Source organism: Gammaproteobacteria bacterium, assembly GCA_016705365.1.
Lineage (GTDB): Bacteria > Pseudomonadota > Gammaproteobacteria > Pseudomonadales > UBA5518 > UBA5518.
Genome location: JADIYI010000005.1, coordinates 225,494 through 250,751, shown reverse-complemented (window position 1 = coordinate 250,751; position 25,258 = coordinate 225,494). Strand labels below are relative to the sequence as shown.

Below are 25,258 nucleotides of genomic sequence, written 5' to 3'. Positions count from 1 at the left end.
TACAACGGAAGAGCGATATCCCCGGTGGGGTGCCTGGTCTTCAAAACCAGTGAGGCGCGCAGTAACGCGCCTGGTAGGTTCGACTCCTGCCTCTTCCGCCACTTTCCAGTGGCAATAACCAATCCTACACCGGCATCATCAAACCCGAACCGAATGCATAGGGCGTGCTTCCCGCCATCAGGTACGGCTCGTTCATACCACCGGCGTGCAGAAGCCTGTCCAATCCAATCAAAATATCCGCAGAACCGACATGCCCTGTTTCGTGACCCGTAATAATAAAATTCTCGACAGGTATCTCGATGACCGAAGCAATCAAATTCAAAAACAGATTGGCGGTTTGATTGATGATCACCCGCTCGACGTTGCAATCAAACCGTGCTTTGAGGGCTTGCATGCTATTGGCATAGCCATCGGAGTAGCGTTGGCGCAAATCATGCCGGCTCAGACCCATCAGCTTGCGCTCGAAAGGCTTTACGCCAGCCGGTGCGATCGGATGACGCGTTCCCCCATACTCAATGAGCACTGTGCCATTGAGATCGCTCTGGCTGACAAACTCGGCACCGCAAAAAATGGCTTTTGCGTCATGAGGTGTATTGTGACTGACGATGGTCGCTGCAGCGCCATCGCTGTGCCCCCATAGCCCCAGATTTTCAATCGACGTGTAATCGATGGTGTAGGTCCAGCGCTCAGCCGCGACGATTGCCGCCACTCCGCCGCCGCGCGCCGCCAGCCAACCCTGCGCCATATCCAGTGCGGATAGCGCGCCCAGGCAACCCGCAGTCATGTCCAGGCCCATACAATGGCCCCCGGTTCCGCAGGCTTTCATGATTTCAGTCGCCACAGACCATGAAGGCAGGTAATCGCGCGACATGCCTGCAAACAGAACCAGCTTGAGCTCGGCGGGCTCTACCTTGGCATCTTCCAACGCCCTGCGTAAGGCCGTGGTACCCATGGTGCTTGGATGATCCTCGGCAAGAGCGTGACAACAGTTGGCCCACCCCTGGTAAGCGCTGGGATCCTGACCTGCCTCCAGCACCACTTCCCGCACCGCTCGTGCGGGCGGGAGATACACTCCGGTGCCGAGTATCGATAATACATTTTTCATCACTGCGGATTCTCCGGTTCTTCATCATTGAGCAAGCGCTGGACCGCATTGGCAATCTGCCCAGCGCGACGATGCAACACATCGTCTTCAACCATTTGCGTCGGATGATCCACGACAATCGCGGGCAATGGTCTATCAGAAGGCTGATAGGTCATGCACCGATCGACTTGGTCCCCGAAAGGTTGCGTCAATATCGCGAAACCGGCGACACCGATTCGCTGTAATGCTATTGAGTCAAGCGAACTGCCCGACGAACAACTGCCTCAATCCGATATGCCGCAGAGAACCAGCCCCCCCTCCCCGGAGAGCGATCGCAGCAGGGCATCCGGCATTCGGACGCTGGCGTCATCCTTTATGAGGATCTCGTCCCTGACCTCAATTCCCCGGTCGCGCAATATGCTTTGCGCATATTTCATGATGACCTTGGAGTTCGGCTTGTGGTGATCCAGGAACGTTACCCGCGCCACACGGGGCTTGAGGCTGACTTTTATCGGATCGGGTGTGGGCCTGGGGATGGGATCGACCAGCAGCTCACAGCTGACATCGCCGCAACTGGTCAACTGCCTGGCCGGTGGATTGTTGCCTTCCTTCCCCGGCCCCTTGTTGGATGTTTGTGTCATTACAATCTCCTTTCTTCAGCGTTTAAACTATTTGTTTGCAGACAGCGTGAGTACTGCCGACCCAGCGCGGGATTACCGCAGAAAACCGGCCGCCAGCGGCCCCACACTCCATGAATGTCAATTGTTCGCGGCTTTTCAACGGCGAACGCAGCACACCTGGCTCGACTTCAGCAAATGCAATCGGGGGCTTGGCAATACGGCCCACCACGGCAAGCTGATCGGTCTGGCGTCTCGCGTTTTGATAAATGTACTCCACGGCCTGTTCGCGGCTAAAGTCTTTGCCCACGAGGGCCATGTGGTCAGGCGGGATTACAACCACGAATCCGCCGGATCTGTAATACCAGGCGGTTTGACCATAGTGGCATAGACAGTCGCCAATGGTGTCCAGGATCTGGGCGCCCGTATTACCGTAGTGGTTATTGACTGAATTGGGGCCTTCAGTGGACATCAGGGAGACAGCAGACGCATCTTCCGGCAAGCCATACTGGGTGTGATAAGGCCCCCACTCCGTTTGCGGGTGTTCGGCGATGCAAAAACTGATTCGTCCGGGATGGCCTATCGTGCCGTGGGATTGCAAAACGCCACCTCCCCGACCGCAAAAGTAGCGCATCATCTGCGCAAACCGGCCAACGGTGGCGTTGGCCCGACAATTGGCGCCCAGTGCATTCGTCGCATGTTCAAAGCCGAGTTGCTCGACAACGGGGCCGCTGACAATCACCAGAATAGCTGCGCCACCGGTGGTAACTTCGGCCCCGCTGAGATTGAGAAGGGGATCCAGAAGCCCCTCGGTCAGGGCTCTCAGCAACGAGCCATATTCGGGCTTGCAACCGGCCATCACAGCGGTTGCCGCAGCCTTTTCGGCCCTTACGACGATATTCTGACTCGGTATCTCCCCAACGATATCGTGTGCCTGCCAGCCCATGGCGCCCAGCATCACATCGACAAGACTGCCGTATGGCGGGATGACCGGAAGCCCATCCGTCCAACCGTTATTCATGCAGTTTTCGATATCTTCAAGTGTTGCGTAAGTCGTCATATGAACCACACGAATTGAATATTTCCGAATGATGCGCCCTTGCCACGCGTCACAAACGTCCAAGACGCAGCATTGGGACCGATACTAACAGCGGCTTTGCCGGACCAGCATCGTACACTTGTACTAAAGCTCGGGGGCTCCGCACTCACTGCCAATGCGTAGCGCATGCATCCGAAACCAACCTGACGAGCTGCGTCTGGCGATTGACTCCTGTCTTGGCAAAGATGGACGAAAGTTGTGCCCGGGCAGTGTTTCGAGATATCCCCAGAGCCTCCGCCGCAGCGGTAAGTGTCAGACCGTCGATGAGGTGTGCAGTCAGTTTCGCCTCGGCCGGGGTAAGCCCGAACACTTGAATCAAGCGTGACTGACTGGGTGCACAGTCACGGACCGGCCCCTGCAAAAGCAACACCAGTTCCGGCCCTCCGTCATCGAACACCACATTTTGCGTTGATACTCTGCGAATGTGCACATCCCATTTCATGTCTGAACTCGTACGATCGATTGAAATGCTGGATGTGCGCCGGATCTGCTCATCGTCACGAGCTACCCGCAACAGCGCTTGACATGCCTCTTCCAATTTCTTCTGATCGGAGTTATGACTGCAACGAAGCGAATCGTGCCGCAAAAACACGCCATCCCCGGAGACGAGAATCTGCTTTGCCTGTGAATTGGCCGAAAGCACTTCCAGCTTTGCGTTGACAATTACAGAAGCGATATCCATCGAGCCCAGAAGCTCCTCGTACAACTCTTCGATAAAGCTGTTATGCGCATATGCGCCAAATAGCTTCAGCGCTTTATTCATCAACGGGACGATGCTCTCCAGCCGGACCCGATCATCCCGGGAAAATGCCGGAGTATCACCTATACGTACCAACCGCAATCTGAGCCGTATATGGCTTTGCTTGTCATGGACATCAAAGCCAATCAGATCGGACACACCATAGGCATTCAGGTACTCATAAAAAGCGAGAGATTCGAGCTCGGAACGTGTAACACGGTCGTGGAGGGTGAAGACCTTTTTCTCGGGCAACTCAGCAAACGGCGAATCGAGATATCCTCGCGTCTGAAAATTCTCCAGGGCGCCGGTATCCGAGCCTGAGTACAGATACACCGTAAGCCCCGGATCGGACAATCGAGGCCGGCGCAACACCAGCGTGGCGCTGGGTACCTGCATATAGTCTTCGAGATATTTCAGCAGTGTCTTCCAGGGAGGTTTTTCCAGCACACCCTCATAAATCGCCTGACTCAGAGGATGCGCTACCTGAATTTCCGCCACATTGACCTCCTCTGGGAGCGAAAACCAAAGTTCGCTCCGGCAGTGTATTGGCTATCCTGGCCTGCCCCGGATTCCTTGGGCCCAGTGTAAGGCGATTTCTACGCTGTGGAACCCGGGGCAGGACATGTGTCGTCGCGCTTCAATTCGGCCTTTTTCAAGGTGCGGAGGAACTGCTCGTAGCTCTGTCGCGGGAACATCGTAAATTTCGAATTGATTCCCGACGGGCGGCATGATCGTCACATATTGCGACGCCAATGCCAGAACGTCAGCGTAGCTCGCCTCGATTCCGTTCTCCGCTCCGAGCACACCAAATTCCCTTATGCCGGGGTTGTCGATGAGCAGTGCGCCACTTTCAAGCACAATGAGTTCTCTTCGAACGCTGGTGTGACGGCCTTCACCGCTGCTGCTTACTGCCTTTGTTTCGAGCAGCTCGCGGCCTGCAAGGCTATTGATCAGCGTGCTCTTCCCGACGCCTGAGGATCCGACAAAGCAACAGGTCTTGCCGGGAGCAAGAATGCCCTTCCAGTTCATCGAATCCCTCCCTCGTGAGGTTGCTCAACGTTGCAACCCGCGCGCTAATGCCTGCACTCCTGATTTGCGCAATCTGGTCTTCCAACACATCCGCTGTCACCCGGTCGGTCTTGGTCAGCAGCACAAGAGGTGTCGCGCCACCTTCCCCGATCATTACCAGGTAGCGCTCCAGCCTCTTGAGGTTGAAATCGTAGTGGCAGGATTGCACGACGACGAAATCGATATTTGCCGCGATCATCTGGTATTCAATCGAATCGCCGGCAGACTTGCGTCGCAGCCAGGTCCTCCGTTCGAAGATCCCGTGGATCACGCCGGAATCATCGAACTCGGACTCGGGTTTCCTGCCGCAAACCCAGTCACCGAAACACGGCCGCTCCACCGATGATTCGGACGCATGCATCAGCTTTCCGGCCAGCTTTGCAGGGAAAGACCCAGCCTAATCCAGCAGAAGAAACCGATCGCGGTCGACCGTCACCACGCGGGCGGCAGACAGTTCCGTGCCACACATGCTTTCCGCTTGTGCTTCGAACCAGCTATCCCAACCCAAAGTCCCTGGCGTCAATTCGTTCATGGAATGTTGTTGCTTGCAGAATATCCAGAAGCGCACCGTGGATGGACCGGACGCATGGCGACCAGGCTCGGATCACGGGGCAGATGCGGTTTCCGGAAAATTCTAAATCAAATGGCCAATCTGACCTATCCATTCGAGTCAGGGCGGCGATTTCATGCGTCGAGCTGCTCGCAGGCGACCTGACCCTGATCCATTCATACAAAGCCCTCACCAGTGAGCCGCACGGCATCTTTCGTGAGCTCGTGTCGCTGCCCGGAAAAGCCGACTACGCAACTCCAGTTTTCAGTGACAGGAAATGCTCTTTCGCCATCGCCTTCGCACCAAAAAGCTGAAATCACCATACATACCTGCACAGAAAGCCAGTGCTTCGCCTCCGATCCCGGGAGATACCTGGCAAGATCAGGAAGGTCAAGTCTCTCCCGTATCTCGAATTCCAATTCATGGAAACAAAGTTACACCACGAACTGCTGTCAACCAATCTCAACGCCTGATCGCGGACCAGCTTTCGACATTGCGCACTGCCTTTAGTGCTGCGCAATTACCGCAGATCGAGGCAACTATCTGGGTCGGCGATCCCGACGCTTTCGCCGCTGCGTTTGCGAAGGACTCGTTTGCCGCAACGGTCTCCCCTTTCATGATTTGATCGGCCCATTTCCTGTACAGGGCCGAAGCGAGAATGTTGCGTCCGACACCATAATTCATTATCTGCAAGGCGCGGGCTGCCTGTTCCATGGCTGTCTCGTAATCATCCCGCATACACAACAGGAATTGGGCGTAGTTGCCGTGATTCCACGCACTTTCTGGTTCGTACGCAATTGTTTTTCTGTAGATTGCATCCGCCTCGTCAAGGCGACCGATACTTTTGTAATACGCACCGAGCCCTTCGAAAGCCACGACCATGGCTTTTTGGTTGTTGGTTTCACTATCTATTACCTTCTGATATCGCTGTGCAGCTTCCTCGTACTTGCCGTCATCCAGCAAAACGTCTGCCCAGTTATTCTGAAGCCAGGGATCCTCGGTGCCGAGAGCATCAGCCCTGGACAGCGCATTCCTTGCGTCGACCGGTCGCTTCATGAGTCGATACAAATGACCAGCAAGCACGTATGCTTCTGCATAATCGGGATTGATTTCGAGTGCCTTCTTCAAGGAAGCCTCGGCCGCATCCAGCGAACCAGGTCGGAAATCCTGGTAACTGATGTGTCCTCTCATTATGTAATACCGAGCAAGCTCGCGAAATGCGGCAGCATTGTCCGGGTCCTTCTGAACGATCTCTTCCAACAGCGTTTTCGCTGTTTCCAGCTTGGTGCTATCGCCACGATAGGTATCGAGAAGATCGATCGCCCGAGCGAGGTGATCTTTGGCTCGAAGGTCCGCGCTATCGTCCGCAACAGACGCGTATCCGGTAGTTCCGAAGATCAAGGATAAGACAAGCAATAGCTGAAAGCGTTTAGTCATGACAAATCCCGAGAAAAATCCAATTTGTGATGTCCTCAACGTCCGTCGGAAAACCTCTGGACTGGAAGACCGTGGAGACGATCGTAAGGACAGATATGCGTAAGTATAGAGCCTTCGGCCGAGGGCTTGACCATCAGCGGAAGTATAGGAAGGATAAAGCCTCTACCTGACCGAGGCCCGCCATACCGGCCTCTGCCCCACGGTGTTCTGGCGGGTGCCAACCCGCGAATTTCCCCTACCTGCCGCTCGATACCGGGGATGGTCAGGATCCTTCGCAGTCCGATCAATCCCCCAGATCCCTCCGCACCACACCGGAGCGCAGCACAGCTCCCTGCCGATCCCTGATCGCAGCTTCCACGCGCGCAAGTTCGCGCGCCTTCCGTGTGCGCCGCTCACGCACTCTCCGGCGGCCCCGTCGACGGCGGCCGTGCTCGTCTGCGCGTTCGCTCTCACATGCGCCAGGATCCGCTCGATCAGCCCCGACTCCTCGATGCTCGTGATCACCCGCACTGCCTTGCCGCAGCGCACGCAGGTCTCGACGTCGATGCTGAAGACGCGCTTCAGCCGTTGGGCCCACGTCATGGCTGCGTGGCGCTCTATGGCAGAGCGCTCGGACTGCGCGCTTCCCTTCGCTTTCCTCCGACCCCTCTCGGCCCGCCAGCGGTGGTTCGGTGCGCTGGCGAAACGCTGCACCAGCGTCACCGCTCCGGTGGCCGCCTCCTTGCGCGTGAAGCCAGCCCTGTGCGAGGTGCGTGCCGAGCAGCCGGCAGATCACCTCCAGTGCCTTGGCGAGCGCATCGGGGCGCGACGCGAAGCGGAAACGCAGCGCGAAGGGGGGAGCTCACCACCCACTGTCTGAGCGACAGCGCGGGCAGCACCTCGTCGCACACCTGCAGCGCGCGCTGGTCGAGAACCCGCCGATGGTGATTCGCGACGGCGGGGTGATCGCCGCCCGTTATGACGCGGAACTCGACGAGCTGCGCCAGCTCGCGACCGGCGCGAGCGACTATCTGCTCGCGCTGGAGCAGCGCGATCGTGATGCGGATCTCGCGCCGACTCGCGCGACGCGTGACGCTCGCAAACGCGCGCGAGATCGGCTACCTGTGATGCGCGGGCGCTCTGCTCAGCGCCGCGCCGCGGGTTTGCTCCGGAGCGCATTGCTGCCCGCTCGCGCGCGGCTCGCACGAGGTTTCGCGAACGCGCGCTCGAGTTCGGCGAAGCGCTGCACGATCGACTCGGTCAGGCGCGCCACGTCTGGCATCGCGAGCCGGTCAGCCAGCACGCCGAAATCGATGCTGTTGCCGTGCGAGAGTACGGTAACGTTGAGGTTGGTGCCGGGCAGGAAGGTCGATATCGGGTAGCTGGCGATCAGGCGCGAACCGAGCAGGTACATCCTGCTGCCCGTCGGGCCGGGGACGTTCGACACGAGCACGTTATAGGAGGCGGGAATCCGCTCCTGCAGCCCGGTCCGCTCCAGGAGCTCGTAGGCTCCGAACATGAGTACCGCGAAGTCCAGCAGGGCATCGCGCGACATTTCCCGTGCTTGCTGCTTTGACTTCGCCGAGGAGTCGATCACCTGGCCGAGGCGCGTGCGCATGTCCGCCTGCGGATCGCCCAGCCGCACGTGCAGCGCCGATACCTGGGTGTTGGCCGCGTGGTCGCCATCCTCGCGCAGCGACATCGGGCACAGCGCCACCAGTGCCGCGTCGCTCGGCGCGCCGCTGTGCCGGAGATATTCGTGCAGCGCCGCATCGACCACGGTGAGTACCACGTCGTTCACCTTGCCGCCGAGCCTCCGGCCCGCAGCCTTGACGCGATCGAGCGGCAGCGTGCAGATCCCCACCGCGCGCGCGTCGCGGGTGAGCGGACGGTTCATCAGCGAGCGCGGCGCGTCGAAGGGAACCTGGTGGAAACTGTATTCGACCTTCATCCATTGCAGGCTCATCCGCGCCAGGGTCCCCGACAGTTCGGCCACAGCCCTGGCCTGCGCCAGCGCCGTGCGCCCGGTGGCAGCGACGCGCGTGGCGATGTCCGGTTCCGCACGTGGCGGCGCTGTCTTCTCCTCGAAGGCCCACGGCGCCGTGAAGACCGTGCTCGTCGGCGACGCCGACAGCGCGGCGTACATGCGCCGCACGCCCGACATACCGTCAATGCAGGCATGGTGGATCTTGGTGTAGACGGCAAAGCGATTGCCATGCAGCCCCTCGATCACCTGGCAGAACCAGCACGGCCGCTGGCGGTCGAGCATGCCGCCGTGCAGGCGTTCTACCGTGTCGAGCAACTGGCGCGTGTCGCCCGGATCCGGCAACGCCGAGTGGCGCACGTGGTAATCCATGTCGAGGTTTTCGTCGACCTGCCACTGCGGCATGCCCGTGCGCGGGAAGAGTGGCCAGTAGCTGAATGGCGGCACGGGCGGCTGCGATTTCATGCGGGCGACCAGCTTCTTCAGGTAATCCTTCGGCGCGCGCGGGGGCAGCTCGAAGATCTGCAGCGCGCCGACGTGCTTCGGACTCGCGGGCATTTCCGACAGGAAGAACATCGCATCCAGCGGGGGTATCGTGATGGCCATGTCGGAATCCTCGCGCCGCAGGAGTGATTTGGCGCCCAAAAACGACACGCTTGCATTGCGGCAGGTCAACAAGAATGCAGGAGCGTACCGTCAGCCCGGATCACTCCCGGCGGCCGGACTGCGGGTACGCGTGGTGATCCCCCGCGCGCGGCGAGGTTCGCCGCCCTCGCGCTTGCGATCGCTTCGCCGCGCGCGGCGGCACCGCTCTGCCGGCGAGCGACGCTTGCACGACTGCACGTGGCGCGAACGCGCGGCTGCGCACTGCAAGAACACGCGCAATGCGCTGGACGGCCTCTATGCCTCGGCCTGGCTGTCGCCATGGCTTGGTCGGCACGCCAGGTAGCGCTGGAGCTGTTGCGCTTCGAGCGCGACGAAACGCGCAACGAGTCCACGCGCGGGTTCTGGGAGGAATTGCTGTGGCGCGAGTTCTTCCACTGGCGCGCCCGCGTCGATGGCGTGCGCCTGTTCGCGTCGGACGGCATCGGCAGGCACCGCGCGCCGTGCTGCTTCGAGCTGCGGGCCTTCGCGCGCTGGTGCACGGGCGACACCGATCACCCGCTGGTCAACGCGTTGATGCGCCAGCTGGTGCAAACGGGCTGGATGAGCAACCGCGGCCGGCAGATCGCGGCGAGTTGCCTCGTGAACGAACTCGGTCTCGACTGGCGTTACGGCGCGGCCTTCTTCGAGATGCACCTCGTCGATTACGACGTCGCGAGCAATTACGGCAATTGGCAACACATCGCCGGCGTCGGTTGCGACCCGCGTGGAGGCCGGCATTTCAACCTGGAGAAGCAGGCGGAGATCTTCGACCCCAACGGCGAATTCAACCGCGCCTGGGGGGGGGCGTGCGCCCGGTACAGCGCGCTACGTGGTCGATGCGGCCGATTGGCCCATTGTCGAGTGCTGAGGGCTGCGTTTCGCAGCCACCGGCGATTCGACGCCGATTCCGCAGTGTAGATGGTGCATGAACGACGATACGACACCAAAGGCTGCAGAATCCGCTCCGCTACCGGCACTGGTGCTGGGGTGGTCAGGCCTGATCCCCTTCATTGGCAGCGCGGGACTGTACCTGCTCACGGCGGAGAAGCGCTGGCTGGAGGTGCTCGGGCCTATGCTGCCGTGATCGCGAGCTTCGTCGGTGCGCTGCAGTGGGGCTACGCGGTTCGTGACGGCCTTGAGGGCGCTTCTGCATGGCGCGGCGTGGTACCCGCATTGGCGGGGTGGGTGGCGCTGCTCCTGCCTGTCCAGACCGGCTTGGCGCTCCTCGCTGCGACCCTGCTCCTGTGCCTGGTGGTCGACCATTCCTTCGCGCGTTCGCGGCCCGGTCCGGCGTGGCTGCTGGTGCCGCTGCACACGGCGCTCACCGCCGGCGGCGCTGCCTGCCTGCCTGCCTGCCTGCTGGACGTGCTGTGGCCACTTCCCGATGTGCTCGGCGCATGGACCCTTGCGTCGGCAGGGCTCCGCCCGCACCATGCGCGCGATATCGCGGGCATGGCCCGCTCGTACACCCGAAAGCCAGCGTGTTCGCGCGGTCAGAAGGCGTTTCGCGAGACCCCCTGAAGCCGCGCCTACGGCACCAGCAGCACCGGCACCTTGCACTGCGCCATCACGCGGGTGGCCACCGAGCCCATGACCAGCCGCTTCAGCGCGTGGCTTCCCTGCGAGCCCATGATCACCACGTCGAAGCGTCCGGACTCGGCGGCGGTGGCGATCACTGCCGCGGGATTGCCGACCCGGTAGATGAAATCCGCCTTGATCCCGAGCTTGTCGAAGCGCCGGTGGATCGGCCGGAACACGGTGGCGGCCTCGTCCTGATAATAATGCCTCATCACGCTACGCTCGAGCACGGTGAGCGCGTGCGCCGAGACCCTGGTCACGGCGTGCAGCACGGTGAAATCCGGTGGTTCGGCATTGGCGCCGAAGTTACGGATCAGGAAGTCGAGCATGCGGCGGGTATAAACGCTGCCGTCGACGGCGATCAGCACCTTCATTGCCCTGCGCTGCGTCGGCGCCCCGGTTCGGAACGATTTGACTTTGGTCGCGACCTGCGCGGCTTCGGCGCGGACAGGCCTGGCTTTCGTCAGGACCGGCTTGGCTCTAGCGCGCGGCATGTGGTGTCTCCAGCAGGAAGTGTGAGAGTGCGGGAATCAGCAGCAGTGCACCGATCATGTTCCAGATGAACATGAAGGCGAGCAGGATACCCATGTCGGCCTGGAACTTGATCGGCGACCACGCCCAGGTGACCACGCCGGCCCCCATAGTGATGCCGACAAGGCAGACCACGCGCCCGGTGAAGTTCAGCGCATCGCGGTAGGCCTGCTCCAGCGAGCGTCCGCTGCGCTGCGCGGCGAGCTGCACCGAGACCAGGTAGAGCGCGTAGTCGACGCCGCAGCCGACGCCGAGCGCGATGACCGGCAGTGTCGCGACCTTGATCCCGATGCCGAGCGCCACCATCAGCGCCTCGCAGAGGAACGAGGTGATCGCGAGCGGCACCAGCGCCACGATCACGGCGCGCCAGTTGCGGAAGGTGATGTAGCACAGCAGCACCACCGAGGCGTATACCAGCGCGAGCATGCGGTAGTTGGCGACGGCGACCACCTCGTTGGTGGCCGCGTCGATGCCCGCCGAGCCGGCGGCGAGCAGGAACTGGCGCTGCTCCGAGCCGTGCGCGTCGGAAAAATCCTGCGCCGTCTTTGCAACCCGCGCGAGCGTCTCCGCCTTGTGGTCGCGCAGGTAGGCGACCACCGGCGCCACCGCGGCGTCGCCGCTCAGCAGCTCGGGCGAGTTGGTCGTGGCCGTGTTCACCGCGAGGCTCGCCACCTGCCTGCTGCGCGGAATGTCCATCCACTTGGGGTTGCCTTCATTCGTGCCCATGGTTATCAGCGGAACGCTGCTGCCGAGGGACTCCACGGCGATCACTTCCGGCAGTTGCTGCAGGGTCCAGGCGAGGCGGTCCTGCTCGACCAGTGTCGCGTAGTCGCGTATCCCCTCGGGCCCCGTCACGGTGATCACGGCGAACTGGTCGCCGGAGATGCGGTAGTGCGCGTTGATGTACGCAACGTCCTTGTTGTAGCGCGAATCGGGTCGAAGTTCGGGAGCGCCGGGGTCGAGATCGCCGATCTGCAGATATGCATGGCTGGTCGCGAAGGATGCAATCCCGAGCCCGATCGCCGCGATGACCAGCGGTATCGCGTAACTGGGCTCGGAGCAATGGCCGATCTTTTCCCAAGCCGTGCCCAGCAGGCCCTTGTCGCCCGTGGTCGATCCCGTCTCCAGGCTCCGCTTCGCGGCCTTCTCGCCGACGCCGATGTAGGAGAGTGCAACCGGGATCAGGATCAGCTTGGTGAAGATCAGGATCAATACGCCGATGCTTGTCGTGATCGCCAGGTCGCGGATTGCGGGGATGTCGATCAGCAGCATCACTGCGAAGGCGAAGGCATTGGTGAGCAGCGCGGTGAGCCCCGCCACGAACAGCCGGCGGAAGGTGTAGCGCGCCGCCACGTAGCGGTGCGTACCGCGTCCGACGTCCTGCATGATGCCGTTCATCTTCTGGGCGCCGTGTGACAGTCCGATTGCGAACACGAGGAAGGGCACCAGCACGGAATACGGGTTGAGCACGTAGCCGCAGAGCTTCAGCATGCCCAGCAGCCACAGCACGCCAAGCAGCGCGGCGCCGACCAGCAACGCCGTGCTGCGCGCATCGCGCGTGTAGAGGTAGAGGATCAGCGTGGCGATCAGGGCGGAGATCGCGAAGAAAACCGACACCACCTCGATGCCGTCGATGAGATCGCCGACCAGCTTCGCGAAGCCGATGATGCGGATCGGGTAGCGGTCGCTCTGCAGGCTGCGCACCTCGTCCTCGAGGAAGTCCGACAGTTGGGCATAGTCGATCGGCTCGTTGGTCTCGGGATTGCGCTCCAGCAGCGGGACCACGATCATGCTCGACTTGTAGTCCGAACCCACCAGCCGGCCGATGAGACCCGCGCGCAGCACGTTGACGCGAAACTGGGTCACCGACTCCGGCGATGCGTCGTAGTCGAAGGGCATCACCGGGCCGCCGCGGTAGCCCTCCTCGGTGATCTCGGTCCAGCGCGTGGCCGGTGTCCAGACGGACTTCATCCACGCGCGATCGACGCCTGGGCGCAGGTAGATCCTGTCGTTGACCTCGCGCACTACCTCGAGATAGTCCTTGTCGAAGATGTCTCCATCCCTGCTCTCGACCACGATGCGCAGCGAATTGCCCAGTCCGCTGATACTGTCGCGATACGCGAAGAAGTTTTTGATGAAGGGATGCGACTGCGGGATCATGTCCTCGAAGCTCGCGTTGATCTTGAGCCTGGTGGCCTGGAAGCCCAGCACCAGCGTGACCAGTGCGACCAGCAGCAGCACCAGGGGGCGGTGGTTGAAGATCAGCCGCTCCAGCGCGTCGCCCGACTGGTCGTCGAAGTCGGCGGGATTCTTGATGACCGGCAGGTCGATGCGTTCTATATTGGCGCTCATGGAGTCGTGAATCCTGTTGTTGTCATGATCGGATCCGGCAGCATGCCTCGCGACTCACTGCCCTGCGCGCCAGATGCCTCGCATCCCGACGCCGATCGGCTGGTCGTCGGCGCCGAGGGCGATGCCCGCCAGCGGCCAGGGCGCGCCGTTCTGCGGCATGGCGCCGGGACCGTTGGCATCCAGTGTGACCGCGACCACGTGCCCCGATGCCGCGGCGAGCAGGAAGCGACCGTCAGCGCCGCGTACGCAGGCGGTCAGCGCGACGGGGATCGCCGGCGGCAGTGCCGACCAGTTCGCGCCCTGGTCGGTGCTCGCGTAGACGGTTCCGCGCAGCCCGTAGGCGAGCAGTACGCGCTCGTCGCCGCAGATGCCAAAGAAGCTCCCCGTATACGCGGTCTGCAGCGCTCTGAAGCGCTCCTCGCCCTCGCGCATCCGGAACACCACGCCCCGCTCAGATGGCATGTAGAGCGCGGAACCGATTTTCTCGATCGCATTGAGATGCAGCGCGTCCGGGTTGTCGACGCGATGCGTCCACGGGGTCCAGCTCCGGCCGCCGTCGCGCGTCTCGAGCATCAGGTTGAACGCGCCACCGACGAATCCCTGCTGCTCGTCTGCGAACCACACGCCCAGCCAAGGCTGCTCCGGGCCGTCCTGCCAGTTGATCGGCAACTCCTGCGCGAGCCGTGCCGCGGCCTCGTCACCGCCGCCCGCCAGGCCCTTGTAAAAGGCGATCATGTCCGTGGCCGTGCGGCGCCCGTCGAGCTGCAGTTCCCAGCTCTGGCCGCCATCGCCGGAGTGCAGCACCACGCCACTGTGACCTGCAGCCCATCCCTGCTCCGGCGTGGGGAAGGAAAGGGCGGTCAGCGCCACGCTGACGGGCACTTTGGCCTGGGTCCAGGTGCGGCCGTCGTCGTCCGAATACAGGATGTGCCCGCGCATGCCCGCCGCTACCAGCCTGCTGCCCGCGCGCGTTATCGCGAGCAGCTGGCTGTGCTGCGCGAGCGGGCTCGCTTCGGCCGGCGCGTCGAGGGGGTCAACGAACGCACCCTGCGCCGCTGCCGTGGTTGCCTGCATCAGCGAAACCACGCACGCCGCGAAGGTGCTGCAGATGATCGACTTCATATTATGCTCTTGCGCCCTTGTTGTCGGTTCCGGGTTCCTGTCGTACGCGCTACTCTCCCTCGACGTAGATCAGAAAGCTACCTTGTAGGTGATGCTGACGCGGCCGCGGTCGGTGGTGGCGTAGCTGCCGCCGTTGCCGCTGACGGCCACGTCGTTCACCGTGTGCCGCGTGCTGAAGAAGTCGTCGTACTGCAGCGTCAGGCGATGAATCACCTTGTAATCGAGCTGCACGCCGATCGACAGCGTGGTCGCCTTCTCGTTGACGCCGTAGGCAGAGATCGCGGAGTTGCCGTCCAGTCCCGTCTGGTAACTGATCGGCATCTGGACGTCGAGACTCGGCAGCACCTGCAGCCATTGCGGGGATAAGCGGATGCTCAGGCCCCACGCGTCCTTGGTCGCGCAGTTGTCCTTCCAGCTGCCGGGCGGGCCACCGCGCCCTATGGTGCAGGTGTCGCCGTGATCGACGCGCACAAACAGGTCCTCGTTCTCGGTAACGTGGTCGAGGCGGTCGTAGCTCAGTTCGAACACGAGGTTGCCGGTGTCCCACAGTGCGCCGCGGTCGAGCAGATAGATTCCGTTAACCAATGCGTGCCAGGTGTCGCCGCGCGCACCGTCCTCGGCGAACGCGAAGCCCGTGGACTTGAGGCCCGTGTCCATGTGGTAGCCCACTTCTCCGCCGACCGCCCACTGGCCGATCTGACCATCGAAGCTGACGCCAGCGACCTTGGTGTTCTCGGCGTACACCGCCCGGTAACCGAACGGCTTGGGGTTGTCCATCGTCGGCAGGGCGAGGAACACCCAGGGGATTTTTTCGTCGAATTCCCGGTAGTACAGGCCCAGCGTCTGCCCGCGCAGGAAATCGGGGTTGAACTTGAAGTTCACGCCCCAGTTGCCCTCCTGGTGCTCCGGTTCCAGCGGCGCGCGGCGCTGCAGGTTGGCCCCCACGAGCGGGTCTCCGCCGAGTTGCTGCGGCCCCTGGAGCGTGAGGTCGGCCGGCGCGAGGAAGGTGCCGCCCTCGGGCGAACGCGTATTGGCCCAGTCGAAGTAGTACTGCACCTCGGCCGCTATCGTCGGCGTGAACTGCGCCTGGAGGTTGATCTGCGTCAGCGGCAGGAACAGTTCCTTGACCTCGCTTCCCGGGTTCGCGGCGCCCTTGCGCCCGTCGATCGGGTGCTGGCTCTGCGCGATGCCGCCGGAGTAGAACAGCGACATGCCCCAGTACGTGGTGAACTGTCCTGCCTTCAACGATAGCGGAACCTCGCCAACGGTGTGGTTCGCGAACAGGAAGGCGTCGAGCACCTCGCCGTAGGGTCCGTAATAGAAGTCCTCGGTCAGGTCCGAATACTCCTTGCCGATGTAGCTGCCCGGCAGGTTCGCCAGCGCGGGGTTCTGTTCGATGTCGCTGTCGTGGTAGGCGTAGTCGTACCAGCCGGCGACGGCCACCCGCGCGCCGTAGTCGCGGCGCCAGATGATATCGAGCTCCGAATACAGGTCCAGGCGCTGCGCGATCATGTCGCCCTGCTCGAACTTGTAGTCGCTCTCGTCGTACTGGAAGTTGTCGCCCAAGGCATCGTCGATTTCCTCGACGCGCCATCCCGCGCTGAGGCGCACCGTATTGTCCCACTTCACCGCCAGGTCCGGGTTCCCGGTGGCGATGTCCAGCGCCCAGGCGCCGCTGCCGATACCCGCGGCGGCGATGCCCAGCGCCAGTGCAGTGCGGCGAAGCGCCCTGGCGGGCGCGCGACTGAAGTGCTTGTCAGTATCCACGGCAACCCCCTTGGTTTCTTGCTTCGAATAATGGCTTTGCCCTGGCGTCGGTCGCCGCGCTGCGCGGGCGACCGGCACACGGGCAATGTGCTTGTGGAATCTATTCCGTCGTCTCGTGCATCTACCTTGATCCATCGCAAAGGTTGTTGCAGAAATTCGCTTAATGTCACAAGAGAGCGTGTCCCCCGGGCAGAAAAAGAGAGTACTCGCGGGGCCGCGATCCGTGGCGGACGAACGGGGCCGTCAAATGTGGATCGACTTCCATTCGTTACTGGACAGCGGGAACATACGCCATGATTACGAGAAAGATCGGTGCTTGCCTGGCCGGAATCGCGCTGGGGTTGATCTGCGCGGCATCGCACGCTGCGGTGACCGAGGAGGAGTTCAGGTTGCTGGGTACGACGCTGACCCCATGGGGCACGGAGAAGGCCGGCAGCCCGGACGGCAGCTACCCCGCCTATGCGGGCGACGCCAAGGCGCCGCCGGAATTCGACCCGGACAAGGGGGTGTGGCCGGATCTCTATCCCGACGAAAAGCCGCTGTTCTCCATCGACGCCAAGAACATGGAGCAGCACAAGGACAAACTGATGGAAGGGCAGATGGAGCTGATGCGCCGTTACCCTACCTACCGCATCGACGTCTACCCCACGCACCGCGACGTGTGGTTTCCGGACTACTGGATCAAGGGCGCGCTGGCAAATGCGCGCAATCCCGAGTGCAAGACCAGCCCCGACGGGGTGGGCGTCTACGGCTGCTGGAACGGCACGCCGTTCCCGATCCCGCGCAACGCCTACGAGGCTATGTGGAACCACGCGCTGCGCAGCAACAAGAACGCCGATTACGTCTCCACGGGCTACCTGGTCAATGCCAACGGCGCGATCACGCTGCTGGTCCAGACGCGAACCTACAACGAGTTCTGCTACAACAACCCGGATATCACCCCATACGAGGGAGCCGGCAAGTATTACCAGCGCGTGCACAACCTCAACCTGCTACCGGCGCGCGACGTCGGCGGGCAGACGATGCTGTGGTATCCGCTACAGTTCGACAAGGAAGACCAGCGTGCCTGGAGTTACACGCCGGGGCAGCGCCGCGTGCGCCTCGCGCCGGAGTTCGCCTACGACACGCCCTCGGCGCAGATGGGCGGCACGATGTTCTTCGACGAGATCAGCATCTTCCAGGGTCGCATGGACCGCTTCAAGTTCGAGCTCAAGGGCAAGCAGCTGATGTACCTTCCCTACCACAACTGGCGCATGCACCTCGTGCGCGGCGACCCTGCGCAGTTGCTGGATCCGCACCACTACAAGCCGGAGATGGTGCGCCATGAGCTGCGCCGCGTGTGGGTGGTGGAGGCGACGCCCTACCCCGGCGTGCGGCACATGGCCTCGAAGAAGCGCTTCTATCTCGATGAGGACACCTGGGCGGCCATCGCCTACGAGGGCTGGGACCACTCGAACAAGCTCTTCCGCGTGATGTTCAGCAATGGCGCCATCAACTACCACAACGGCGGCTTCTTGAGCTTCGCTTCGTCGATGCAGTCCTATGACATCAGCCGCGGGCAGTACACCGCGCTGCAGACGCAGCTCTACCCCGGCTCCTACATCCGGATGGACGTGCCGTGGTGGTCCGAAACCGAGCTGGCGCCGGCAAGCATGACCCATCGCGGCCTGCGTTGACGGGGGCACGCCCGCAATGGCGGTTGCGGCAATCGTTTATCGAGGGGAACAAGAAAACGAGACGGGGATAAAGATGATATGAGCTTCCACAGGATTCTGCGGGCTGTTGGCGCGAGCGTGACACTGGGCTTGGCGTGTGCCATGACGCACGCGGCCGTGAGCGAGCAGGAACTCGCGCAACTCGGCACGACACTGACGCCTTGGGGCGCCGAGATTGCCGGCACGCCGGACGGGAGCTACCCCGCCTATACCGGCGGCATCAAGGCGCCACCCGGTTTCGACCCGAAGAGCGGGATCTGGCCCGATCCCTATCCCGAGGACAAACCGCTGTTCTCCATCGACGCGAAGAACATGGAGCAGTACAAGGACAAGCTCATGGAGGCGCAGATGGAGCTCATGCGCCGCTATCCGAGTTTCCGCATGGATATCTACCCCACGCGCCGCAGTGCGTGGGTTCCCGAGTACATCAGCAACAACTCGCTTGCCAACGCCCGCAACCCCGAGTGCAAGACCAGCGCCAACGGTGTCGGCGTCTACGGCTGCTGGGGTGGCACGCCGTTTCCGATCCCGAAGAACGGCTACGAGGCCATGTGGAACCACCTGCTGTTCTACACCACGCCGGGTGAGTTCAATTCCTCGGCCTTCCTGGTCAACTCCAATGGCGCGACCACGATGCTGCTCCAGACGGTAACGATCGGGGACTACCCCTACTTCAATCCGGAGCAGAAACCCTACGAGGGGGCGGGCATCTATTACCTGCGCCCCCTCTCCACGACCATCCAGCCCACGCGCGAGGCCGGCACGCAGACGCTGCTCTGGTACGCATTGCGCTACGACATCGACGACCAGCGCGCCTGGAGCTATCAGGCCGGGCAGCGCCGCGTGCGCCTGGCACCGGAGTTCGCCTACGACACCCCGGTGGCGCAGATGGGCGGCGTGATGTTCTTCGACGAGATCAACCTGTTTGCCGGACGCATGGACCGCTTCGACTTCCAACTCAAGGGCAGGAAGTTCATGTACATGCCGTACAACAACTACCGCATGCACCTGCTGCGCGGCGAGCCGTCGCAGTTGCTGGGTCCGCACCACTTCGATCCCGACAAGATGCGTTACGAACTGCGCCGCGTCTGGGAAGTCGAGGCGACGCCAGTGCCCGGTGCACGGCACATGGCCAAGAAGAAGCGCTTCTATCTCGACGAGGACACCTGGCTCGCGCTCGCATACGAGGGCTGGGACCATTCCGACAAGCTGTTCCGCCTGCTGCTCAGCAATGGCCTGCCCGACTACGCCCATGGCGGCGTCGTCGTGGGCTCATCCGCGCAGGTCTACGACTTCAGCAAGGGCCAGTACGCCGCCGTGCAGTTGATGCTGAAGGACGGCTACGCGCGCTACGGTCAGCCTTTCCTGTCCGACTCAGAGATGGCTCCGGCGCGGATGGGTGCACGCGGTATTCGCTGACAGGATCGGTGCGAACCCCGAGTCGGGGATCGCTCGTTCGCCGCAGGGCGCTTTCGCAACATCCAGCTAGAAATTGACCCAGGCGCCCCGTCCACCAGCAGGCCGGCGCCCGAGACGAAGCGCGTGTCCTCGGTGGCGAGGAAAAGCGCGGCGCGCGCGACGTCTTGCGCCTCGCCCAGCCGGCCCATCGGTGCCTTCTTGTCCCAGAATTCGCGGAACGACGGATCGTCCAGGAAGGCCTCGCCGAGCCCGTGACGCGGAAGCTCCACGGCCAGCACGCGGCATCCGTTCACGGCGAACAATTCAGCGGTCGCGCGGCCGATGCGTATTCCGGTGAAACTGGAAAACTCGCCATGGCCCGGGAGTTGCCGCCGCGACTCTGAGGTGGGCGGCGCACACTGTGGGGCGCGGCGCGGAATTCAATCCGGCCTCTGAAGCACGCCGACAATCGGTCTTCAGCCGCATCGCGCGAATGGCGGGAACCGACCGCGGCCCATTACAATGCCGCCCTTTGACCAGCCATTCGGGATACCGCAGGACGTGAGCCAGGCGCCAGCCGAACAATCCGCTCCTACCCCCATGATGCAGCAGTTCCTGCGCATCAAGGCGCAGCACCCGCACGAGCTGCTGTTCTACCGCATGGGCGATTTCTACGAGCTGTTCCATGACGACGCCAGGCGTGCCGCGGAGCTGCTCGACATCACGCTGACCAGCCGCGGCTCCTCGAATGGCGTGCCGATCCCGATGGCCGGAGTTCCGTACCACGCGGTCGATGGTTATCTCGCGCGCCTGGTGCGCGCCGGGGTGTCGGTGGCGATCTGCGAGCAGGTGGGTGACCCGGCGACCAGCAAGGGCCCGGTGGAGCGCGAGGTCACGCGCATCGTCACGCCGGGCACGCTGACCGACGAATCGCTGCTCGACGCCCACCGCGACACGTTGCTGGTGGCGGTGGCGGAAGCCGCCGAGCGCTTCGGTATCGCCTCGCTCGATCTCTCGAGTGGCCGTTTCATGGTGCTCGAAGTCAACGGCGAGGACGCGCTGGCGAGCGAGTTGCGCCGCCTGCAGCCGGCCGAGTTGCTGGCCAGCGAGGACACCGCGCGGCGCGCGGCGCTGCGCGGCGGCAACGGCCTGCGTACCCGCCCACCGTGGGAGTTCGATCCGCAGAGCGCGACGCAATTGTTGAACCAGCAGTTCGGCACCCGCGATCTCGAGGGCTTTGGCTGCGCCCAGCTCGGGCTGGCGATTGCCGCGGCCGGCTGCCTGCTGCGCTATGCGCAGGAAACCCAGCGCGGCGCCCTGCCCCATATCAATGCCCTGGTTGCCGATGCGCGCGAGGATTCGGTCGCGCTCGATGCGGCGTCGTTGCGCAACCTCGAGATCGACACCAATTTCAGCGGTGGTGACGACCACACCCTGGCCTCGGTGCTCGATACCACGCGTACCGCGATGGGCAGTCGCTGGCTGCGGCGCTGGTTGCGGCGCCCATTGCGCCGGCTCGATGTGCTGAACGCGCGCCAGGCGGCGATCGCGGAACTGCATGACGATGCGCGTTTTCGCGCCCCGCGCGAACTGCTCGCCGCGATCGGCGACATGGAGCGCATCCTGGCGCGGGTCGCGCTGCGTTCCGCGCGCCCGCGCGATCTGGGCCGGCTGTGCGGCGCGCTCGTCAGCCTGCCCGCGCTGCGCGATGCCTGTGCTGGCTTCGAATCCACCTTGCTGGCGGAACTCGGGGCGCGTGCCCGCGAATTTCCCGACCTTGTCGCACGCCTGCAGCGCGCGCTGGTCGAGAACCCGCCGATGGTGATTCGCGACGGCGGGGTAATCGCCGCCGGTTATGACGCGGAACTCGACGAGCTGCGCCAGCTCGCGACCGGCGCCAGCGACTATCTGCTCGCACTCGAGCAGCGCGAGCAGCAGCGCACCGGGCTGGCGAACCTGAAAGTGGGCTACAACCGCGTGCACGGCTATTACATCGAGATCAGCCGCGCCCAGGCCGAGCGCGCACCGGCCGACTACATTCGCCGCCAGACGCTGAAGAATGCCGAGCGTTTCATCACGCCCGAGCTGAAGGGCTTCGAGGACAAGGCACTCAGTGCCAAGGCGCGCGCGCTGAGCCGCGAGAAAGGACTCTACGAGGAACTGATCGACACGCTGCTCGAGGAACTCGGCGCGCTGCAGAACTGCGCCGCCGCGCTGGCCGAGCTCGATGTGCTCGCCGCACTCGCCGAACGCGCCCACTCCCTCGACTATTGCCGCCCGCTGCTCGGCGACGAACCGCGCTTGCTGATCACCGGTGGCCGACATCCGGTCGTGGAACGCGTATCGAGCGAGCCGTTCATCGCCAACGATCTCGAACTCGACGACGAGCGGCGCATGCTGATCATCACCGGCCCGAACATGGGTGGCAAGTCCACCTACATGCGCCAGGCCGCGCTGATCGTGCTGCTCGCGCATATCGGCAGTTTCGTGCCGGCCGCAAGCGCGCGCATTCCGTTGGTCGACCGCATCTTCACCCGTATCGGATCCTCCGACGATCTCGCCGGCGGGCGCTCGACCTTCATGGTCGAAATGGCGGAGACCGCAACCATCCTGCACAACGCCACCGCCCGCAGCCTGGTGCTGATGGACGAGATCGGCCGCGGCACCGGCACCTTCGACGGGCTGTCGTTGGCCTGGGCAGCGGCCGCGCGCCTGGCGCGCCAGCAGCGCGCGTTCACGCTGTTCGCGACCCATTATTTCGAACTGACCGCAATGCCCGAGACCATCCCGTCCATTGCGAATGTGCATCTCGATGCCACCGAGCATGCCGACCGGATCGTGTTCCTGCATGCGGTTCGACCGGGGCCGGCGAGCCGCAGCTACGGCCTGCAGGTGGCGGCACTGGCCGGTGTGCCGCAAGCGGTGATCGGGGAAGCGCGGCGCAAACTGCAGGAGCTCGAAAGCGGCGCCGCCGCGATCGTCGCAGTCCCCGCCGCCGGCAGCCCCGCCCAGGGCCAGTTGTTCGGCAGCCAGGACCCGCGTCGCGAAGCGCTGCTCGGCAGGCTGGCGGAGCTCGAACCGGACCGGCTCAGCCCCCGGGAGGCTCTTGAAATACTCTATGAAATCAGTGCGCTGGCCCGCACAATTTACTGAATATTCATGAGCCTGCGGCGCTCGCAGCGAAGCTTGTCATGCTAGACTTGCGGCCCTTGAATTCCATCCCAAACCGTCAGCGAGAGGCGCACCCGACATGACCTTCGTCGTTGGAGACAACTGTATCAAGTGCAAGCATACCGATTGTGTCGAGGTATGCCCGGTCGATTGCTTTTATGAAGGCCCGAATTTCCTGGTGATACACCCGGACGAGTGTATCGACTGCGCCCTGTGCGAACCGGAATGCCCGGTGGATGCGATCTTCTCGGAAGACGAGCTGCCCGCGGACCAATCCGCGTATCTGGAGCTGAACGCGGAACTGGCCCAGGTATGGCCGAACATCACCGAGAAGAAAGACGGGTTACCGGACGCCGACGAATGGAACGGCGTGCCAGACAAGCTGAAATACCTGGAACGCTGATCACAACGGGGCCGACGCCCGGCCCCCCTTGCCTCAGCTGAAGACTGCCTCGCCGCTCAGCCCCTGACGCTCGAGTATCTCGCGCAGACGCCGCAAGGCCTCGACCTGGATCTGCCGTACCCGCTCGCGGGTCAGCCCGATCTCGCGTCCCACTTCCTCCAGCGTCGCGCCCTCGTAGCCGGCCAGCCCGAAGCGCCGCGCGATCACCTCACGCTGCTTGTCGCTCAGTTCCTCCAGCCACGAGGCGATGCTCTCGCGCATGTCTTCGTCCTGCAGCAGTTCGGCCGGATCGGATACCTGCTGGTCGGCGATGGTGTCGAGCAGGGAGCGATCGGAATCGGGACCGAGCGGCACGTCGACCGAGGTCACGCGCTCGTTCAGGCCAAGCATGCGCTTGACGTCCTCGACCGGTTTGTCCACCAGCTCCGCAATTTCCTCGGCGGTCGGTTCATGATCGAGCTTCTGCGTCAACTCGCGCGCTGCCCGCAGATAAACGTTCAGTTCCTTGACCACGTGTATCGGCAGCCGGATGGTGCGGGTCTGGTTCATGATCGCCCGCTCGATGGTCTGGCGAATCCACCAGGTCGCGTAGGTCGAGAAACGGAAGCCGCGCTCGGGATCGAATTTCTCGACCGCCCGGATCAGACCGAGATTGCCTTCCTCGATCAGGTCGAGCAACGACAATCCGCGATTGAGATAGCGGCGTGAAATCTTGACCACCAGGCGCAAGTTGCTCTCGATCATGCGCTTGCGCCCCGCCGCATCGCCTTTCAGCGCGAGCCGCGCAAAGTGGCGCTCCTCTTCGGCACTGAGCAACGGCGAGAAACCGATCTCGCTGAGGTACATCTGGGTTGCATCGAGGGTTCGCTGGACACTGAGCTCCTCGCGCCGCGTCGCCAGCGCATCGTCCTCGCGCTCGCTGTCCGCACTCTCCGTTTCGTTATCCGCTTGCTCGACGAGTTCAGCCTCGAATTCGCCATCGGCCGCGATTCGGGGGTCGTCTTCGAACTGTACGCTGGCCTCGAGTCCCATGGGTCTGTCTCCCTTCGTGGTTGTTTTTGTTGCGCCGTTCATCGACGGGGCAAAATCGTCAGGGGGTCAATCGGATTCCCCTGTTTACGTACTTCGAAATGCAACTTGAAACGATCGGTACCGCTGTCGCCGATTTCGGCAATCTTCTGCCCGCCGTTAACCACATCGCCTTCCTTGACCAGCAGCCTGCTGTTGTGCGCATAGGCGCTGAGAAACGTTGCATCGTGCTTCAGGATCAGCAGGTTGCCGTAACCGCGTACCCCGTCGCCCGCATACACCACGCTGCCGCTGTTTGCCGCCAGCACCGGATCGCCGGACTTGCCTTCGATATCCACACCCTTGTGCGGTTGCGCGCCACCCGAAAAGCCGCGAATCATGCGTCCCGCACTCGGCCACTGCCAGGCCCCCGGGCGCGGTGGCGGCGCGGCCAGCGCAATCACGGGAGCGCTGGCCGAGGGTGGTGGAGCAGGAGTCGGAGGCGCCGGGACGGACGGCAGCGAGCCCGCAGGCGCGGCGCTGACGGGCCCACCCGCATCGGGGGCCGCAATCGTGCGTGCCACCGGCACTGCCGCGCTCGATTGCTGCGGGGCAGGTGCCACGGCGCCAAGACGCAGGGTCTGCCCAGGGTAGATCGTGTATGGGGGTGCGATGCTGTTCAGTGCTGCCAGTTCGCGCCAGTCCGAACCGGTCGAGAACGAGATCGAGTACAACGAGTCGCCCGGCTTGACGGTGTATCCGCCCGCCGCCGAGGCATTCCTGGTCTGCGCGGGACTTGCCTTGGGCTCCGGCACGTCCGAGTAATAGTTTCGACCCGCGCACCCACCCAGCCCTGCAAGCAGGCTGACGGTAAGCAATGCGACTCGAATCAGGATTCCGAACATTCATTTCAGCAACAGCTAGTGTGTCTCGGCGTAGTCATATCAACGCCCCGCATTTTTGTTAAGTTGCGCGCCTTAGGTGCGCGTTCTGTTTAAGAACCTATTTTAT

General features: G+C 62.9%; 22 protein-coding genes, 1 tRNA gene and 2 pseudogenes. 10 read left to right on the top strand and 15 right to left on the bottom strand.

From position 1 onward, the window contains the following. Window positions 1-6: 6 nt before the first annotated feature. A tRNA-Sec gene (locus IPF49_04935) sits at window positions 7-101 on the top strand. Window positions 102-124: 23 nt separating this feature from the next. Here the strand turns inward: IPF49_04935 and IPF49_04930 are convergent. From IPF49_04930 to rsgA, 6 genes and pseudogenes are all read right to left on the bottom strand, one after another. Beyond that, window positions 125-1,108, bottom strand: a complete 984-nt coding sequence (locus tag IPF49_04930; protein ID MBK6286982.1) for a hypothetical protein — start codon at window positions 1,106-1,108, stop codon at window positions 125-127. Then, window positions 1,105-1,260: a hypothetical protein gene (locus IPF49_04925; GenBank protein ID MBK6286981.1), complete on the bottom strand. Its 156-nt coding sequence runs from the start codon at window positions 1,258-1,260 to the stop codon at window positions 1,105-1,107. Before IPF49_04925 ends, IPF49_04930 begins: the two co-directional genes overlap by 4 nt. Before the next feature lie 108 nt (window positions 1,261-1,368). Continuing rightward, the gene (locus tag IPF49_04920; GenBank protein ID MBK6286980.1) at window positions 1,369-1,725 is read right to left on the bottom strand and encodes a hypothetical protein; all 357 of its coding nucleotides are present in this window, start codon (window positions 1,723-1,725) and stop codon (window positions 1,369-1,371) included. Between the two features lie 22 nt (window positions 1,726-1,747). Next, on the bottom strand, window positions 1,748-2,761 hold the full coding sequence (locus IPF49_04915) for a hypothetical protein (GenBank protein ID MBK6286979.1): 1,014 nt from the start codon (window positions 2,759-2,761) through the stop codon (window positions 1,748-1,750). A gap of 145 nt (window positions 2,762-2,906) precedes the next feature. Beyond that, the gene (locus IPF49_04910) at window positions 2,907-4,037 is read right to left on the bottom strand and encodes a helix-turn-helix transcriptional regulator (protein MBK6286978.1); all 1,131 of its coding nucleotides are present in this window, start codon (window positions 4,035-4,037) and stop codon (window positions 2,907-2,909) included. A 51-nt stretch (window positions 4,038-4,088) separates the two neighbouring features. Further along, window positions 4,089-5,139, bottom strand: a pseudogene (gene rsgA / locus IPF49_04905) (GTPase RsgA). Between the two features lie 41 nt (window positions 5,140-5,180). Here rsgA and IPF49_04900 point away from each other — a divergent pair. After that, window positions 5,181-5,471 carry a hypothetical protein gene (locus tag IPF49_04900; protein MBK6286977.1) on the top strand — a complete coding sequence of 97 codons (291 nt, stop codon included), beginning with the start codon at window positions 5,181-5,183 and terminating at the stop codon, window positions 5,469-5,471. Window positions 5,472-5,619: 148 nt separating this feature from the next. On the opposite strand, the gene IPF49_04895 is transcribed toward IPF49_04900, so the two are convergent. Continuing rightward, on the bottom strand, window positions 5,620-6,594 hold the full coding sequence (locus tag IPF49_04895) for a tetratricopeptide repeat protein (protein MBK6286976.1): 975 nt from the start codon (window positions 6,592-6,594) through the stop codon (window positions 5,620-5,622). Between the two features lie 490 nt (window positions 6,595-7,084). Here IPF49_04895 and IPF49_04890 point away from each other — a divergent pair, with 490 nt between their 5' ends. After that, the gene (locus IPF49_04890; GenBank protein MBK6286975.1) at window positions 7,085-7,453 is read left to right on the top strand and encodes a hypothetical protein; all 369 of its coding nucleotides are present in this window, start codon (window positions 7,085-7,087) and stop codon (window positions 7,451-7,453) included. Between the two features lie 264 nt (window positions 7,454-7,717). Here IPF49_04890 and IPF49_04885 read toward each other — a convergent pair whose 3' ends face one another. Continuing rightward, window positions 7,718-9,163, bottom strand: a complete 1,446-nt coding sequence (locus tag IPF49_04885; GenBank protein ID MBK6286974.1) for a wax ester/triacylglycerol synthase family O-acyltransferase — start codon at window positions 9,161-9,163, stop codon at window positions 7,718-7,720. On the opposite strand from IPF49_04885, the pseudogene IPF49_04880 reads away from it, so the two are divergent. The 3 genes and pseudogenes from IPF49_04880 (at window position 9,156) to IPF49_04870 (ending at window position 10,723) form a co-directional block, all read left to right on the top strand. Then, a pseudogene (locus IPF49_04880) lies at window positions 9,156-10,070 on the top strand (hypothetical protein). The gene IPF49_04885 and the pseudogene IPF49_04880 overlap by 8 nt on opposite strands. A 57-nt stretch (window positions 10,071-10,127) precedes the next feature. Beyond that, on the top strand, window positions 10,128-10,286 hold the full coding sequence (locus IPF49_04875; GenBank protein MBK6286973.1) for a hypothetical protein: 159 nt from the start codon (window positions 10,128-10,130) through the stop codon (window positions 10,284-10,286). Further along, on the top strand, window positions 10,283-10,723 hold the full coding sequence (locus tag IPF49_04870) for a DUF3429 domain-containing protein (GenBank protein ID MBK6286972.1): 441 nt from the start codon (window positions 10,283-10,285) through the stop codon (window positions 10,721-10,723). The genes IPF49_04875 and IPF49_04870 overlap by 4 nt, the downstream gene beginning before the upstream one ends. Window positions 10,724-10,731: 8 nt before the next feature. Here IPF49_04870 and IPF49_04865 read toward each other — a convergent pair whose 3' ends face one another. From IPF49_04865 to IPF49_04850, 4 genes are all read right to left on the bottom strand, one after another. Next, window positions 10,732-11,154: a universal stress protein gene (locus IPF49_04865; protein MBK6286971.1), complete on the bottom strand. Its 423-nt coding sequence runs from the start codon at window positions 11,152-11,154 to the stop codon at window positions 10,732-10,734. Between the two features lie 106 nt (window positions 11,155-11,260). Continuing rightward, window positions 11,261-13,663: an MMPL family transporter gene (locus IPF49_04860; protein ID MBK6286970.1), complete on the bottom strand. Its 2,403-nt coding sequence runs from the start codon at window positions 13,661-13,663 to the stop codon at window positions 11,261-11,263. A gap of 54 nt (window positions 13,664-13,717) precedes the next feature. Beyond that, on the bottom strand, window positions 13,718-14,785 hold the full coding sequence (locus IPF49_04855; GenBank protein ID MBK6286969.1) for a glycosyl hydrolase: 1,068 nt from the start codon (window positions 14,783-14,785) through the stop codon (window positions 13,718-13,720). Window positions 14,786-14,854: 69 nt separating this feature from the next. After that, window positions 14,855-16,552: a DUF1302 family protein gene (locus IPF49_04850; GenBank protein MBK6286968.1), complete on the bottom strand. Its 1,698-nt coding sequence runs from the start codon at window positions 16,550-16,552 to the stop codon at window positions 14,855-14,857. Window positions 16,553-16,845: 293 nt separating this feature from the next. Between IPF49_04850 and IPF49_04845 the strand changes: the two genes are divergently transcribed. Beyond that, on the top strand, window positions 16,846-18,228 hold the full coding sequence (locus IPF49_04845) for a DUF1329 domain-containing protein (protein MBK6286967.1): 1,383 nt from the start codon (window positions 16,846-16,848) through the stop codon (window positions 18,226-18,228). Window positions 18,229-18,306: 78 nt separating this feature from the next. Further along, complete coding sequence (locus tag IPF49_04840) at window positions 18,307-19,686, top strand: DUF1329 domain-containing protein (GenBank protein ID MBK6286966.1); 1,380 nt, start codon at window positions 18,307-18,309, stop codon at window positions 19,684-19,686. Here IPF49_04840 and IPF49_04835 read toward each other — a convergent pair. Then, a complete protein-coding gene (locus IPF49_04835; GenBank protein ID MBK6286965.1) occupies window positions 19,623-19,964 on the bottom strand; it encodes an SDR family oxidoreductase in 342 nt (113 codons plus the stop codon). The two genes, IPF49_04840 and IPF49_04835, sit on opposite strands and share 64 nt — an antisense overlap. A gap of 301 nt (window positions 19,965-20,265) precedes the next feature. On the opposite strand from IPF49_04835, the gene mutS reads away from it, so the two are divergent. Then, window positions 20,266-22,818 carry a DNA mismatch repair protein MutS gene (mutS, locus tag IPF49_04830; GenBank protein MBK6286964.1) on the top strand — a complete coding sequence of 851 codons (2,553 nt, stop codon included), beginning with the start codon at window positions 20,266-20,268 and terminating at the stop codon, window positions 22,816-22,818. A 97-nt stretch (window positions 22,819-22,915) separates the two neighbouring features. After that, complete coding sequence (locus IPF49_04825) at window positions 22,916-23,239, top strand: ferredoxin family protein (GenBank protein ID MBK6286963.1); 324 nt, start codon at window positions 22,916-22,918, stop codon at window positions 23,237-23,239. A 33-nt stretch (window positions 23,240-23,272) separates the two neighbouring features. Here the strand turns inward: IPF49_04825 and rpoS are convergent, their stop codons facing one another. After that, window positions 23,273-24,271 carry an RNA polymerase sigma factor RpoS gene (gene rpoS, locus IPF49_04820; protein MBK6286962.1) on the bottom strand — a complete coding sequence of 333 codons (999 nt, stop codon included), beginning with the start codon at window positions 24,269-24,271 and terminating at the stop codon, window positions 23,273-23,275. Window positions 24,272-24,309: 38 nt separating this feature from the next. Next, window positions 24,310-25,140, bottom strand: coding sequence for a peptidoglycan DD-metalloendopeptidase family protein (locus IPF49_04815; protein ID MBK6286961.1), 831 nt, complete (start codon window positions 25,138-25,140; stop codon window positions 24,310-24,312). Window positions 25,141-25,258 lie beyond the last annotated feature (118 nt).

Coding starts and splice junctions, on each gene's coding strand:
- mutS (MBK6286964.1), top strand. CDS start 20,266: ATGATGCAGCAGTTCCTGCGCATCAAGGCGCAGCACCCGCACGAGCTG.
- IPF49_04890 (MBK6286975.1), top strand. CDS start 7,085: ATGCTCGTGATCACCCGCACTGCCTTGCCGCAGCGCACGCAGGTCTCG.
- rpoS (MBK6286962.1), bottom strand. CDS start 24,271: ATGGGACTCGAGGCCAGCGTACAGTTCGAAGACGACCCCCGAATCGCG.
- IPF49_04840 (MBK6286966.1), top strand. CDS start 18,307: ATGAGCTTCCACAGGATTCTGCGGGCTGTTGGCGCGAGCGTGACACTG.
- IPF49_04895 (MBK6286976.1), bottom strand. CDS start 6,594: ATGACTAAACGCTTTCAGCTATTGCTTGTCTTATCCTTGATCTTCGGA.
- IPF49_04920 (MBK6286980.1), bottom strand. CDS start 1,725: ATGACACAAACATCCAACAAGGGGCCGGGGAAGGAAGGCAACAATCCA.
- IPF49_04845 (MBK6286967.1), top strand. CDS start 16,846: ATGATTACGAGAAAGATCGGTGCTTGCCTGGCCGGAATCGCGCTGGGG.
- IPF49_04825 (MBK6286963.1), top strand. CDS start 22,916: ATGACCTTCGTCGTTGGAGACAACTGTATCAAGTGCAAGCATACCGAT.
- IPF49_04875 (MBK6286973.1), top strand. CDS start 10,128: ATGAACGACGATACGACACCAAAGGCTGCAGAATCCGCTCCGCTACCG.
- IPF49_04860 (MBK6286970.1), bottom strand. CDS start 13,663: ATGAGCGCCAATATAGAACGCATCGACCTGCCGGTCATCAAGAATCCC.
- IPF49_04925 (MBK6286981.1), bottom strand. CDS start 1,260: ATGACCTATCAGCCTTCTGATAGACCATTGCCCGCGATTGTCGTGGAT.
- IPF49_04900 (MBK6286977.1), top strand. CDS start 5,181: ATGGACCGGACGCATGGCGACCAGGCTCGGATCACGGGGCAGATGCGG.
- IPF49_04855 (MBK6286969.1), bottom strand. CDS start 14,785: ATGAAGTCGATCATCTGCAGCACCTTCGCGGCGTGCGTGGTTTCGCTG.
- IPF49_04865 (MBK6286971.1), bottom strand. CDS start 11,154: ATGAAGGTGCTGATCGCCGTCGACGGCAGCGTTTATACCCGCCGCATG.
- IPF49_04885 (MBK6286974.1), bottom strand. CDS start 9,163: ATGGCCATCACGATACCCCCGCTGGATGCGATGTTCTTCCTGTCGGAA.
- IPF49_04915 (MBK6286979.1), bottom strand. CDS start 2,761: ATGACGACTTACGCAACACTTGAAGATATCGAAAACTGCATGAATAAC.